We start from the raw sequence: 13340 nt of genomic DNA, 5'->3' as shown, positions 1-13340 counted from the left end.
CTTATCAAGCCCTGGCGATCACCTGGCGGCCTGGCGCACCGCTCCCGGCGGCTCCCCGATCACCCGCTTGAACGCGCGGCTGAAGGCCGCCAGGGAGCCGTAGCCCAGCTGGAAAGCCACGCTCTCGATCGTCGCGCTGTCCCGGCCGATCCATTGCGCGGCCAGGCGCATGCGCAGTTCGGTGAGGTAGCGCACCGGGGTCATGCCGGTGACGGCGAGGAAGCGCTCGGCGAACACCGAACGCGAGCTGCCCATTTCGTCGGCGAGTTCGGCCACCGTCCAGTTGCGACCCGGTTCGCGGTGCATGGCCACGATCGCCTTGCCCAGTCGCGGGTCGCGCAATGCCTTCAACCAGCCGGATGCGTCGCCGCAGCCCGATTCCACCCAGCCGCGGACGATGATCGCGGAGACGACATCGGCCAGTCGGGCGAGAATGCCGGCGAAACCGGCACGCCTGTGACAGGACTCGCGCTCCATCGCATCGAGCATCGGACGCAGCTCGGGGTAGCGGTCGAGCAGGGTGCCGACCAGCATCACCTCGGGCATCGCCGTGACGAGCGGCTGCATACCGCCCAGTTCGAATTCCATGCATCCGCTGAAGATCAGGGCGCCGGCTGCCCGCGCCGTCGCTTCGCATTCGGGGTGGATATCGGAGACGCTGTTGCACAACGGCGTGGTCAGGAAATCCGTGACATCGCGCGAGGGCACGTCCGCCGACGAGAGCAGCATGTGCGGACCACCCTGCGGCAGCAGCACGGCATCGCCGGTTTCAAGCGGGAGCAACCTGTCGTTGTGCGTGCGCAGCAGCACGGGGCCTCGGCCGATGAAGTGAAACTGCGCGTGACCGGGTTCGCCCTTGAATCCGACGCCGAAGGGCCGGGCCAGTTCGATGCGCCGGTAGTTCACGCCGACCAGACGCATCCCCAGGAGCAGTTCGCTCGCGGCGTCGGATTCGTCGGCAAAGGCAGGAAGGGGCATGATCCGGACGCATGATCAAATATTAAGGATTTGCCATCATATACCGTCCGGCCTGGGGCGCCTACCATGCTGACTTTCCTTGGTTGGACGGAATGCGACATGTCGGCTTGTGCGGAAACCTGTGACACGGTGGCAGTAACGGAGCAGCCCGCCTGGGGCGCGGTCTTCGCGGTGACCCTGGGTGTTTTCGCGCTGATTACGGCCGAGTTCCTGCCGGCGAGCCTGCTCACCCCCATGGCGGCGAGCCTGGGTGTGACCGAAGGCATGGCGGGGCAGACCGTCACCGCGACGGCGGCCGTCGCCCTGGTCACCAGCCTGCTCATTTCGGTGCTCACCCGTAACACCGACCGACGGATCGTGCTGCTTTCCTTCTCGGTCCTCCTGGTTGCCTCGAACCTGCTGGTCGCCTTTGCGCCGACGCTCTCGCTGGTCCTGGTCGGTCGCGTGCTGCTCGGCATCGCCATCGGCGGCTTCTGGACGATGTCCGCCGCTGTCGCGATGCGCCTGGTGCCCGAGGCGATGGTCCCGCGAGCGCTGTCGATCATCTTCAGTGGCGTCTCCGTCGCCACCGTGGCCGCGGCGCCGCTGGGTAGTTACTTCGGTCATCTCATCGGCTGGCGCAACGTGTTCCTGATCGCGACGGTGATCGGCGTGCTGGCGTTCTTCTGGCAGCTTGTCGTGCTGCCGAAGATGGCACCGACGGGTTCGGCACGCATGGGTACGCTGGTCGATGTCATGAAGCGCCCGGCGATGCGCGCGGGCATGATCTCGGTGCTGCTGGTGTTCACCGGGCACTTCGCCTTCTTCACCTACCTGCGGCCCTTCCTCGAAGGGGTGACCGGCGTGGGCGTGAACGGGCTTTCGGTGATCCTGCTTGGCTTCGGCGTCGCCAACTTCATCGGCACGTCGCTTGCCGGCTTCGTTCTCGAGCGTAGCCTGCGGATGACCTTGCTGCTGATGCCGCTGGCGATGAGTGCGATTGCCCTCGCGCTGGTGGCGCTGGGTCGTGCGCCGATCGCCGATGCGCTGCTCGTCGCGCTGTGGGGCATGGCCTTCGGCGCCGTGCCGGTGGCATGGACCACCTGGATCACGAAGACCGTTCCCGACGAAGCCGAGAGCGGCGGTGGCCTGATCGTGGCGGCGGTGCAGTTCGCTATCACGCTGGGCGCGGCCGCTGGCGGTCTCGTGTTCGATCGCGCCGGGGCATCCGGGGTTTTCGTTGGCGCCGGCGTGGTGTTGCTGGTGGCAGCGGCGATGATCTTCGTCAGCCTGCGGGAGCGTTCCGAGGCGAGCGAGATCGCCCCTTCGGGGGCCTGATCACGCTCCCGCGTCGAGCAGCGCCTGTTCCAGATCCGCGTGGGCCTGGTCGAGCTTGCGCTGGCGGTCCGCTATTTTCTTCGGGCTCTTGCCCTGCGCCTTGGCTTCCTGGAGTTCGTGCGCTTTCTCTGTCACGTGGTCCCGAGCTTTGGCGATCCTGTTGTTGGCAGCGCTTTGCAGGGAGGCTTCGGTGCAATGCGCCGTCACTTCCGCAAGCGCGGTCTGCAGACCCCGCACGCGAGACGTGTTGTCGTGGTTCTGCGCGTAGGCGATCTCGGTTTCTATCGACTGACGCTTCGCGTCGCATCCGCTGGACTGCGCGGAGACGACGGTGGGGATGATGAGCAACGCAAGCAGCGCGATCGAGGCATGGGCTTTCATGGAGTCGCTTCCCTGGGTGGCTTGATGAAAGGTGTTGGCTTCGACCCTGACGGATCGACGAGGGGCCACTCCGGCGGAGTTAATGCCATGCCCGCGTTATCCGTCAAGCGCGTGTGCGAAGCGCTATCGCAGACACCGTTCTACGGGGGCGTAGCCCGACAAGCGACCATGCCGTCGTGCACGAGGCATGGTCGCTGCACTGAGCAACGGATCAATGACCCGCGTTCGGCGGTGTCCTAACCGGCAAGCCTGCTTGTGCTCGCATCACCTGCGGGTAGTCGGGCGCGGCGACGGATTTCACGTCCAGTGCGCTCCGGTAACTGCCCTGTGCCACCAGAGACACCTCGCCCAATCCACCGTCCTGCGCCGTGCTCCATGCGGCGATGGCGATCGTGTTGTCGCCATGGGTGTTCAGCAGTCCGGCGGGAAGTTCGAAGTCCGTCTGCGGACCGACGTCGCTGATGTAACGCCCGATCTGCCAGCCGTTGACGAAGACGACGGCGCGGTAGTGGTGGGGTGCTGCATCGTGAATGCGAAGCGCGATCGGCAGGTCGTGCCCCGTCGGGATGTCCAGATGGAAGCTGCTGCGATACCAGTCGACACCCGGCTTGTCGGTCGTGCGGGGCAGGGTCGTCGTAGCCCATTTGCCATCCGGGAATCCGGGCAACTGCCAGCCCATGCGCTCGCCGTAGAGGCCGCCGGCGTTGAACGGACCGCGGACCGGATCCGGCAGGTTCTCGCCGCCGACATTGCCCTGGATCTTCCAGCGGATATCTGTGGAGCCATTCGCGAAGGACGCGGCGATCAAGCCGCGCGGCTCGCGAAATGCGCCGTTGTGCTCTTCCTGGTTGTGTCCGGTGTTCTCGACGAGAACGGAGACGACATTGTCGGCACCGGGCTTCAGCCACGCTGGATCGATCGCGAACTGCTGCGCACCACTCGGGTTGTTACCGAGGAAGTGTCCGTTGAGCCATGCCGTGAAAATGCCATGGTTGCCGAGATGCACGCCGGTGTTGGCGGCGAGCTGGATCGCGGCTTCCTTGCCGGTGGCCTTGAAATGACCGCGGTACCAGACATGGCCGTGGTGGAAACCATAGGCGTCGCTGTCGAGAATCGGCAGTTTGTGGTCCCAGTACGGATTCGGTGTCGAGGTCCGGCTGGCAGCGAGCCAGTCGTTGTCGTCGAAGGCGGGTGCGATCTCCGGTGCGGCATCGCTGATGTGCCATGTGGTCAGGGTCGGCAGCGCCACCGGTACGGGGCCATCGAGGCGGCCTTGCAAGGTCGCCGAGGCGGTGGTGTCGGTATGCACCGGCGCACCATTCCACGTGAAGCCGCGGGTGTCCGGGGTGGCTAGCAGCTCGATATCGCCGGCCTTGTCGGTATCGCCGGTGAGCGCGAACTGGTCGCCGTTGCGCACGGCGCTGCGGACCAGATAGGGGCCACGCACGAGGATGGGTCCTGTCGGGGTATCCACACGCCAGAAGCGCGTCGCCGCGTCGTTGTCTCCGATCAACAGCAGCAGGGACGCATCGCCCTGGCCGATCGCGACGCGCGCAAGGCCGGCGTGGCGGTAGTTGAGGCGCAACGTGTGCGAGCCCGAATCCCAATGTACGGCGACCTTGCCGTCGAGAACGTGGGTGGTCGGTTCGGTCGCGTAGCGCAACACGGTTTCTCCGTCCTCGTCGTGTCGGCCGTAAAGCACAGCGACATCCCGGTCGCCAAGTCGCATCTGCGTCATCAGTTCGGACGTCGAATACGCGAGATCCTGTTTGCCGAAGCGGTAATTGGCCAGGAGAACCTTCGAGTCGCGCCCGTCGATGTGGATCGCCGTACCGGGCTGCTGCGGGATCGTCGTTGCATCCCCCTTGCCCAACGCGATGGCCAGGTGCGTCGCATCGTTCGATGTATCCGCCGCATCCGCATGACGCAGGATGTAGAAGCGCGTGCCATCGTCCGGATTGACGCGCACGTCGACATGAAGGCGCGGGTTCTCCGGCACCGCGCTCGCCACCGCATCGGTTCGCGTCAGGGGCGCGACGGCCTGGGTCATGTAGCCGATGAGCTTCTGCTGGTCGTACTTGTCGGTGAGCCGGCGACTGGCGGCGATCGCCGCACCGTAGTCGTACGAGGTATACACGCCCGGCGACGACAGCCAGCCCCAGTTGATGCCGCCGTAGGTCATGTAGAAATTCTGCATGGTCGAGCCGGCGGCCATGGTCGCCTCGTAGAACACACGCTCGAAATCGGGGCCGGTGAGTTTACGGCAGGCTTCGTAGCCCGGACCGCCCCACACGTCGAACGCGCCGCCCTGGTACTCGGGGAAGAACAGCGGCCAGCGGGTCAGTTCCTTTCGTTCGCTGGCGAAGTCGTACACGCTGTTCCAGCGTTCCGGTCGCGTGCAATCGAAGTCGGCGGGATACGAGTCGAAACCGGGCATATCCACCGCGCCGACACCGCTGAAGAAATTGCTGTTGTGGTTGCCGATGAGCGGTACGGTGATGCCGTCGGCATGGGCCTTGTCTTCGAGATCCTGCATGTAGCGACGGCCATCGGCGGAGTCGTTGTAGAACTCGTTTTCCACCTGGTAAAGCAGCACGCTGCCGCGGCCATCGGTGAACTGATGACGCGCGAGCACGCGATCGATCTGGGTCATCCACTCGCGATACGCGGCGGTGTATTCGGGATCGGTGGAGCGCGGCTTGCCGGCCGTGGTGACCAGCCATCCAGGGAATCCGCCGCCGTCCGTTTCGGCGTTGATGTACGGGCCGGGGCGCGCAATCACGTAGATGCCGACGTCGCGTGCGATATCGAGCAGACGGTCGACGTCGCGAATGCCGGAGAAGTCGTAGACCCCGCGCCGTGGCGAGTGATACCCCCAATCGAAATAAATCTCCACCGCGTTGAAGCCGGCGGCTTTCATCTTCTGCAGGACATCGGTCCACAGATCGGGGGATGGCAGGCGCCAGTAATGAAAGGAGCCCGACCACAGATAGGTCGGCTTGCCGTCGATGATGAGCGAGTAGCGGTCGTAAGCGATGCGGTGCGTCGTTGCCGTGCCGGGCGAGGCGGCCGGCGACTCACTGGCGAGTGCCGGCGCGCTCGCGGCGACCAGCGTGGAAAGCGCCAGGGCGCCCATGCACCCGGCGAGACGGCCATGCGGCCTGCGAAAAGCGAACATCCCCAACCTCCGACGGACTGCCATCTGGCATCCGTCGGAGGTTGGGGCATTCTGGGGATATTTGCAAATTTGGGTTTATTTATGGCGCAGGCAGCGCGTAGGCGACCACCGAGTCACCCATCTTCGTGCCAAGCGAGCCATGGCCGCCGGCCATGATGACGATGTACTGGCGGCCGTCCTTTCCCTTGAAACTCATCGGCGTGGCCTGGCCACCGGCAGGCAGGCGGCTGCTCCACAATTGTTTTCCGTCGGTGACGTCGTACGCGCGCAAGTAGGAGTCCAGCGTCGCGCCGAAGAAGGCGACACCGCCGGCCGTGATAAGCGTGCCGCCCTGGCCGGGAACACCGAGGGGTAGCGGAATGCCGAAGGGAGCGCTGTCACGTGTCGTGCCGTTCTTGTGCTTCCAGATCACCTTGCCGGTGGTCAGGTCCACCGCCGACACCCAGCCCCACGGCGGCGCCTGGCAGGGAATGCCAAGCGCACTGAGCAGAGGAGAGATCTCGACGCCGTAAGGCGCACCGGTATCGGGATGCACGCCCGAACTCTCGCTGGTCGAGGCTTCCCTGCGCGCGACCTCCGCCGCTGGAACCAGGCGGAAGACGAAGGCGAACGAGTTGGGGTTGGTGAAGGCGATCTGGCGAACCGGATCGACGGAGATGCCGCCCCAATCGAAGACGCCGGCGTTGCCCGGGTGGATCAGGGTCTCGGTGAGGCCGGGCGGGGTGTACGGACCGTCGTAACGCATGGACTTGAAGCGGATGCGGCACATCACCTGGTCGAAGGGCGTGGTGCCCCACATGTCCGCCTCGGTGAGCTTCGGCGGGTCGTAGTTGAGCTGCGATCTTGGCTGCGTCGGCGAGGTGTGGTCGCCCTGCACGGCACCCTGGGCGACCGGCACTTCGTCGATGGGAAAGATGGGTTTCCCGGTCAGGCGGTTCAGCACGTAGATGCTGCCCTGCTTGCTGGTGGAGATCACCGCGGGCTGCACGCCGGAAGCTGTCTTCAGGTCGACGAGGGTGGGCTGCGCGCTGACGTCCTTGTCCCAGAGATCGTGGTGGGTGAACTGGTAGTTCCAGCGCACCTTGCCCGTGGCGATCTCCAGCGCGACCACGCCGGCGGCGTATTTCTCGGCACCGGGGGTGCGGTCGGCGCCCCAGGTGTCCGGGGTCTGGTTACCCATCGGCAGGTAGACCAGGCCCAGTCCTTCGTCCACGCTCATCACCGACCACACGTTCGGGGAGTTACGCGTGTAGTGCTGGCCCGCGGGCAGCGGAGTGGTTTCTTCGGGATTGGCCGCGTCCCAGTTCCAGACCAGATGCCCGTCGTGTACGTCGAAGGCACGAATGACACCCGACGCTTCGTGCGTGGAGTAGTTGTCGCTTACATGGCCACCGATGATGACCAGGTCGCGCGTGATCGCCGGAGGTGACGTCGAGTAATAACCGCCAGGCAGCATCCGCCCATCGAGATTGTCGGTGAGCAGCTGGATGGTGCCCTTGTCGCCGAAGCCGGTGCAGATCTGACCGTTGTCCGCATTGAGCGCGATCAGGCGTGCGTCGGCCGTGGGCAGGAAGAGGCGGCGCGGGCAGTCTGTGACGGCGGGTGCGGCGGAGGCTACGGCCGTGGTCGTGGCTGTCGCCGGCGAGGCTGCGCCGGCGGCCGCGTAGTCGGCATCGTTGTGATACGAGACGCCGCGGCAGGTCATGTGTTCCCACATCTTGAAGGTGCCGTTCGCGCTCTGGATTTTCGGATCGAAGCGCCACTGCTCCTTGCCCGTCGTCGCATCCACGGCAATCACGATGCTATGCGGCGTGCACACATACAGGGTGTCGCCGATCTTCAGCGGCGTGACCTGGTTGGTGATCTCGACCGGATCCTGGGGACCCGGAAGATCGCCGGTATGGAATTCCCACGCCTTCGTCAGCTTACCCACGTTCTGGGCATTGATCTGGTCCAGGGGCGAGTAGCGCTGACCGAACGGCGTTCCCCCATACGAGTGCCACTCGCCGGCCGGTGTACCACCCGGGCCGAGGGCCGCTGTCGGCAGGACCGCGTCGAGGCCGCGTGCGAGGTGGCCCTCGATGGTGGTCGACTCACGGGGCAGGCTCACCAACCCCACGACCAGGGCGAAGACCAGACCCACGGCAAGGGATGCCGCCGGATAAGGAATCGACGTCGCTCGCAGCGGGCGACGTATGAAGGGCAGTGCGAGCCAGAGTCCGAGCGCGAACCAGACGTCCAGTCGTGGCAGCAGTTGCCAGAAATCGAGGCCGACCTCGTACAGCGCCCACACGGTGGTGAGCACGAGCATGGCCGCGTAGAGCGAGATGGCCACTTGCCGACGCGCATAGAGCAAGGCCGCAACGGCGATGAGCCCAAGGCCGAACACGAGGTAATGCAGCGAGCCGCCGAGGGCGACAAGGCGTACGCCGAGCATGGCCAGCGCCATGCCCAGCAGCAGGAAAACGACGGCCGTGGCAAGCAGTATCCATGGCGGACGTGATGAAGTCTGGGTTCTCACAGGGTTGGCTCCTCATTTTCTTGCGAGCTGCCGACTGGCCGCTACCTGCATATTGCGCCCGATTCATACCGTCGGTCTTGATGCCGATTGCGCCAACGTCGCGGCAAGCCCCCACGCCGCCAGCCCCACCAATGGAATGCCTGCCACCCATGGCAGCGACGCCGCGATGGCGAACAACAGGGTTCCGCTGGCCGGCCCGATGGTGTCCTTCACATCGTTAGCGACCGAAACCGCGGCCATGTACGTCGCGCGCGTCTTCGGTGCGGCCAGTTCGTTAACGGCCGAAGGCATCAGCGGTCCGCAAACCACGTCGGCAGTCGAGAAGCACGTTACTGCCACGACCAGCGCGACGAGGCTGGGCGACGCCAGGAGAACGCCCAAGGCCGCGATCGACAAGGCCGCGCTGGCAAGCACCAGGCAACGCGCATTGAATCGGGCCGTCAGGCGAGTGACCGGAATCTGCAAGACGGCGGTGAGTATCGAGCCAAAGGTGAAAAGCAGGCCCACTCCCGAAGGGCTCAACGTCCCAGCGGCATGCACGCTGAGCGGCAGCACGGTCTCGACCCAGCTGCCCGACAGCTCGAGCAACATGAAGCACAGCAGCAATCCACCGAGCCGGCGATCGCGCAAGGCGGGAAGCAGGGCCGAAAAACCTTCCTCTTCCTCATCGTCCTCTTCGCCGGCTCCTGTGCCGAGGGTTTCAGGCAGCAAGCACACCACCAGCGTCGCTGCAGATAGCAGCGCGATGGCCGAGCCGACAAATACCGTGCTCAACGAACGCAAGACCAGCAGCGCACCGATCGCCGGACCGATGGCGCGGCCGATGCTGGAAAGCACGCGGGCCACGGCAAAGTAGTGTCGCGTTTCGTCCTGCGGCACCACGTCGCCGATCACGGTGAAGACGGTAGGGTGCAGCACGCTTTCAAACGCACCGATCAGCAAGAGCACCGCGGCCGTCGCGACCACACCGTGGCAGAACGAAAGCAGCAGAAACCCGCCGCCAACCCCGAGTGTCGAAGCAAGCAGGACAGGTCGTCGACCCAGGCGATCCGCGATGCCGCCCAAGAGCGGCGTGGCAAGCAACTCGCCGCCGGCATAACAGCCGAAAAGCATGCCGATCCAGGCGACAGGTACGCCCGCGTCCTTCTGTGCCCACAGGGCAAAGAACGGCAGCATCACGCCGTCGCCGATACTGATGAAAAGGAAGAGGAGGGCGGCGAGGTACGCCGGCTTTCTGACAAGGGTAAGCAGGTTCACGTATTCACTCCAACGCAGCGACCAGCCACCGCGAGGGCAACTGGACAGGATGCGCGTTGGTTGACGTAAACGCTTACGGTCGCCTGAGTCGGCGACGTGGCGGAGGTTATCAGGGGGCGGGGCGCATGCCAAGGGAGGGCGAATTCGTGTTGCATGGCCGGGTGTCGATCGAGCATGCTTCCAGCGATCGAGCTACTTTCCGAACGGAACTCCGTTTCTCGAGAGGTCCACGCCGAATGACACGGGGGCGACATGAAGATCCATTCGACCGTTACGCGCTTGGCGGTTTCCTTGCTGCTATCGATGGCAGTCACCGCGGCACACGCCGATGAGGCAGCGAAGCCGGCCTTACTCGCCAAGCCTGACGTCGCCGCCAAGGCGTCGATGCAAACGATGCAGATTCCCAGTCATGGATCTGCGTTGAATGCCCTGGTGTACGTGGCCGCCGGCGCCCAGCCGCATCCGGTCGTGATCCTGCTGCACGGCTTTCCCGGCAACGAGCGCAACCTGGATCTCGCGCAGGACATGCGTCGCGCCGGATGGGACGTCCTGTTCTTCAACTATCGCGGTTCATGGGGAACGCCGGGCGACTTCTCGTTCTCGCACAGCATCGAAGACGTGGCGTCCGCTATCGCTTACCTGCGCCAGCCCGAGAACGCCAAGCGGCTGCGGCTGGATCCTTCGCGCATCGTGCTGGTCGGTCACAGCATGGGCGGCTTCATGGCCGTGCAGGCCGCTGCCGCCGACCCTGCCATCGAGGGCATAGCGATGATCTCGGCTGCGGACCTCGCCGGCAGGTTTGTCCAGATGCAGGCGCAGGAGCAGGGATCGCAAACCGTGGCGGTCAAGAAGATGGGTGCGGCACTGGCGGAGGAGGGGCTGGCGCCGCTCAGTGGATGTACGCCCGATAGCCTGGCCACGGATCTGGCGGAGCACGCGGCTGCCTGGGCATTTCTTTCCAAGGTTGGAGGGCTCGCGCATCGGCCAGCCTTCGTGATCACCTCGGACGATGGTCTGGCTCCTGCGAATGACGCGTTCGCCAACGCGCTTCGTCGGGCTGGCGACACCCAGGTAACGAGCCTTCATCTGCCCACCGACCACGCTTATTCGGACCAGCGCACCGAGCTGTCGCAGGCCGTGCTGAAGTGGCTCGCCACGTTCAAATGAGCGAAGGGGAAGGCCTGCGGATGCGGGCTGGCTACGGTGCCCAACGCCGGATGTCGAGGGTGTCGCAAAGCCGCGACATGGCCCGGCCAATGCCGCGTTTGGGCATGCCCTCGTCGCTGGGCAGCATCACGACAACCATCAGCGCCGCTTTCTCGACGTCCTCGAGCCCCAGTTCGGAGGCCTGGCTGCGCAGGAGATAGGCGCGAAAGCGCGCTTCCTCCATGTCGCCTTCCATCACGGCATGCCCGATCGCCGACGCATCCAGCGCCAGGCGGCTGCGGCTGAGTATGGTTTCTTTGTCGATGGTGGCCATGGATCGAGCATAGGCGGCCTACCGCGAAGGCGGCATCAGCCTTGCGTCGTATGCTTATATACTTGCGCACTTGCAACTATTGCTCAGATGAGTACTATTGCGCCTATGCATAAGCTACCTCCAGACACACATCCGCTCGCGGCCGAACTTATGGGCGTGCTCATGCCCATCATCAAGGACAGCCAGGCCGGCGTGGCTGCGGTCATGGCCGGTTTCGACCTGACCTTTTCGCAGCTGCGCATGCTGTGGATCCTCGATAACTCTGGCTCCGACCTCGCCGTGACCGAGCTGGCCGAGATGGTTTCCCTGTCGCTTCCGGCCGCCGGGCGCGCCGTGGACGGCATGGTTCGCGTCGGCCTGCTTACGCGGCGGGAAGACGAAGCGGACCGGCGCATCAAGCGCATCGGTCTGGCCGAGCCGGGGCGCGAAACGCTCGAGAAGATCGGCCGCGCTCGCGGTCGATCCGCCGAACGCTTTGTCGAGGCGCTCACGGAAGAGGAGCGTGCCGATCTCGCCGGTGCGCTGACCACCCTCGGCGTTCTCACCCGCAAGCATTTCGCCGTCCCCACCGGCGCCTCCTACTGCTCTCCGGAAAAGCCCGAATGAATGGCCCCACCCAGACCGCCGCGTCGCCGACGCTCGACCGCCGGTTGCTGAGCATCGCTTCCGTCGTCGTCCTCGGCAGTTTCATGTCGATCCTCGACACCACGATCGTCAATGTCGCCATTCGTGAGTTGTCGCACTCGTTCGGCACGTCGCTGTCGGTCACGCAGTGGATCTCCACCGGCTACATGCTGGCGCTCGCCACGGTGATCCCGCTGACCGGATGGGCTGCCGACCGCTTCGGCACCAAGCGCCTGTACATCGGCTCCATCGCGTTGTTCGTGATCGGGTCCGCGCTATGCGGACTGGCTTGGTCGGCGACCTCGCTGATCGTCTTCCGCGTGCTGCAGGGTTTCGGCGGCGGGATGATCATGCCCGCCGGCATGACCATCCTCTCCCACGCGGCCGGACGTGAACGCATGGGACGGGTGATGGGACTGGTCGGCATACCGATGTTGGTCGCGCCGATCGTCGGTCCCATCCTCGGTGGCTGGTTCGTCGACGATCTGTCCTGGCGCTGGATCTTCTTCGTGAACCTGCCGATCGGCGTGGTCGCGTTGTTCGCGGCGTCCCGTTTCCTCGAACGCGACGAGCCCAAGCCGCATCACTCGCTCGACTGGCGCGGCTTGCTGATGCTCTCGCCGGGTCTGGCGATCTTCGTCTACGGGCTGGCCGAGACGGCGGCTGGCGGTGGCTTCAGCCGGCCCGACGCCGTGGGCGGCGTGCTGTTGGGTCTTGCCCTGGTCATCGGCTTCGTCTGGCATGCGCGTCGCAAGGAAGGCGCCCTGATCGATGTGCGCCTGTTCGGTACGCGTATCGTTGGCGCCGCGGCCTCCACGTCGTTTTTCTTCGGTACGGCCTTCTTCGGCACCGCGCTCTTGCTGCCGCTTTACTTCCAACTGGTGCGCAACGAGTCCGCGTTGAGTGCCGGCCTGTTGATGGCGGCACAGGGCATCGGTGCGATGATCTCCATGCCGATCGCCGCCCGCCTGACCGACAAGACCGGCCCCGGACGCATCGTGCTGGTCGGTCTTTCCATGACGGCGCTCGGTCTTGTGGGGCTCACCCAGATTCAGAGCGATACACCGATGTGGATGGTCGAGGGCATGCTGTTCCTGCTCGGCCTGGGCATGGGTTCGACGATGATGCCGTCGATGACGGCCGCGCTGAGCAGCTTGCAGCGCCACGAAATCGCGCGTGTCACCAGCGGCATGAATGTCGTGCAGCGCGTCGGCGGCTCCGTGGGTACCGCATTGCTGGCGGTGGTGCTGTCGCACCAGATCGCCAGTGTGATGCCCTCGACCGGCGTGCAGGAAACCGGCCTTGCCGTTGTCCGCACCATGACGCCTGCGATGCACACGGCAATCCTGCCTGCGCTCGGCCGCGCCTTCGGGCACACCTTTGTCTGGGCGCTCGGCGTGGTCGTACTCGGGCTGATCGCGGCGAGCTTCCTGCCACGTAAGCGGGCAGTTCACAACACCGAGCAGGCGACCGCGGCGACCTTGGTGGACTAACGATGAACGCCATGCATTTTCGGCATGGTGTTCTCCTTTGTCGGCAGTGCCGCAGTTTCGGACGGCGTGGCCGGTCAGGTTCATGGCATCCTTCGGCCTCCAGACCACCCG

General features: G+C 65.1%; 10 protein-coding genes. 4 read left to right on the top strand and 6 right to left on the bottom strand.

The window, feature by feature from the left end; genetic code table 11:
* Nucleotides 1-18 precede the first annotated feature (18 nt).
* The gene (locus VM621_RS01690) at nucleotides 19-978 is read right to left on the bottom strand and encodes an AraC family transcriptional regulator (protein WP_325467256.1); all 960 of its coding nucleotides are present in this window, start codon (nucleotides 976-978) and stop codon (nucleotides 19-21) included.
* A 99-nt stretch (nucleotides 979-1077) separates the two neighbouring features.
* Between VM621_RS01690 and VM621_RS01685 the strand changes: the two genes are divergently transcribed.
* Nucleotides 1078-2295, top strand: coding sequence for an MFS transporter (locus VM621_RS01685; protein ID WP_325467255.1), 1218 nt, complete (start codon nucleotides 1078-1080; stop codon nucleotides 2293-2295).
* Here VM621_RS01685 and VM621_RS01680 read toward each other — a convergent pair whose 3' ends face one another.
* The 4 genes from VM621_RS01680 to VM621_RS01665 all read right to left on the bottom strand — a co-directional run bounded on the left by VM621_RS01680 (nucleotide 2296) and on the right by VM621_RS01665 (nucleotide 9632).
* Complete coding sequence (locus VM621_RS01680; RefSeq protein ID WP_325467254.1) at nucleotides 2296-2676, bottom strand: DUF1090 domain-containing protein; 381 nt, start codon at nucleotides 2674-2676, stop codon at nucleotides 2296-2298.
* Nucleotides 2677-2887: 211 nt separating this feature from the next.
* Nucleotides 2888-5854, bottom strand: coding sequence for a beta-galactosidase (locus VM621_RS01675; RefSeq protein ID WP_325467253.1), 2967 nt, complete (start codon nucleotides 5852-5854; stop codon nucleotides 2888-2890).
* 79 nt (nucleotides 5855-5933) lie between these two features.
* Nucleotides 5934-8375: a glucose/quinate/shikimate family membrane-bound PQQ-dependent dehydrogenase gene (locus VM621_RS01670; protein WP_325467252.1), complete on the bottom strand. Its 2442-nt coding sequence runs from the start codon at nucleotides 8373-8375 to the stop codon at nucleotides 5934-5936.
* A gap of 63 nt (nucleotides 8376-8438) precedes the next feature.
* Nucleotides 8439-9632, bottom strand: a complete 1194-nt coding sequence (locus VM621_RS01665) for an MFS transporter (RefSeq protein WP_325467251.1) — start codon at nucleotides 9630-9632, stop codon at nucleotides 8439-8441.
* Between the two features lie 252 nt (nucleotides 9633-9884).
* Between VM621_RS01665 and VM621_RS01660 the strand changes: the two genes are divergently transcribed.
* Nucleotides 9885-10799, top strand: a complete 915-nt coding sequence (locus VM621_RS01660; RefSeq protein ID WP_325467250.1) for an alpha/beta hydrolase — start codon at nucleotides 9885-9887, stop codon at nucleotides 10797-10799.
* Nucleotides 10800-10830: 31 nt separating this feature from the next.
* Here the strand turns inward: VM621_RS01660 and VM621_RS01655 are convergent, their stop codons facing one another.
* Nucleotides 10831-11112 carry a hypothetical protein gene (locus VM621_RS01655; RefSeq protein ID WP_325467249.1) on the bottom strand — a complete coding sequence of 94 codons (282 nt, stop codon included), beginning with the start codon at nucleotides 11110-11112 and terminating at the stop codon, nucleotides 10831-10833.
* Nucleotides 11113-11274: 162 nt separating this feature from the next.
* Here VM621_RS01655 and VM621_RS01650 point away from each other — a divergent pair, with 162 nt between their 5' ends.
* Together VM621_RS01650 and VM621_RS01645 are read left to right on the top strand one after the other, a co-directional pair.
* Nucleotides 11275-11718 carry a MarR family transcriptional regulator gene (locus VM621_RS01650; protein ID WP_325467248.1) on the top strand — a complete coding sequence of 148 codons (444 nt, stop codon included), beginning with the start codon at nucleotides 11275-11277 and terminating at the stop codon, nucleotides 11716-11718.
* Complete coding sequence (locus tag VM621_RS01645; protein ID WP_325467247.1) at nucleotides 11715-13229, top strand: DHA2 family efflux MFS transporter permease subunit; 1515 nt, start codon at nucleotides 11715-11717, stop codon at nucleotides 13227-13229. Before VM621_RS01650 ends, VM621_RS01645 begins: the two co-directional genes overlap by 4 nt.
* Nucleotides 13230-13340: the final 111 nt, after the last annotated feature.

This window comes from Luteibacter sp. (assembly GCF_035539195.1).
In the GTDB taxonomy this organism is placed as follows: Bacteria; Pseudomonadota; Gammaproteobacteria; order Xanthomonadales; family Rhodanobacteraceae; genus Luteibacter.
Note: the sequence above shows the minus strand (reverse complement) of the source record. Positions and strands in the feature narration are given on the sequence as shown.

Excerpts from the sequence above, each read along its gene's own strand:
- VM621_RS01690 (WP_325467256.1), bottom strand. The coding sequence starts at position 978 with ATGCCCCTTCCTGCCTTTGCCGACGAATCCGACGCCGCGAGCGAACTG.
- VM621_RS01685 (WP_325467255.1), top strand. The coding sequence starts at position 1,078 with ATGTCGGCTTGTGCGGAAACCTGTGACACGGTGGCAGTAACGGAGCAG.
- VM621_RS01680 (WP_325467254.1), bottom strand. The coding sequence starts at position 2,676 with ATGAAAGCCCATGCCTCGATCGCGCTGCTTGCGTTGCTCATCATCCCC.
- VM621_RS01675 (WP_325467253.1), bottom strand. The coding sequence starts at position 5,854 with ATGTTCGCTTTTCGCAGGCCGCATGGCCGTCTCGCCGGGTGCATGGGC.
- VM621_RS01660 (WP_325467250.1), top strand. The coding sequence starts at position 9,885 with ATGAAGATCCATTCGACCGTTACGCGCTTGGCGGTTTCCTTGCTGCTA.
- VM621_RS01655 (WP_325467249.1), bottom strand. The coding sequence starts at position 11,112 with ATGGCCACCATCGACAAAGAAACCATACTCAGCCGCAGCCGCCTGGCG.
- VM621_RS01650 (WP_325467248.1), top strand. The coding sequence starts at position 11,275 with ATGCCCATCATCAAGGACAGCCAGGCCGGCGTGGCTGCGGTCATGGCC.
- VM621_RS01645 (WP_325467247.1), top strand. The coding sequence starts at position 11,715 with ATGAATGGCCCCACCCAGACCGCCGCGTCGCCGACGCTCGACCGCCGG.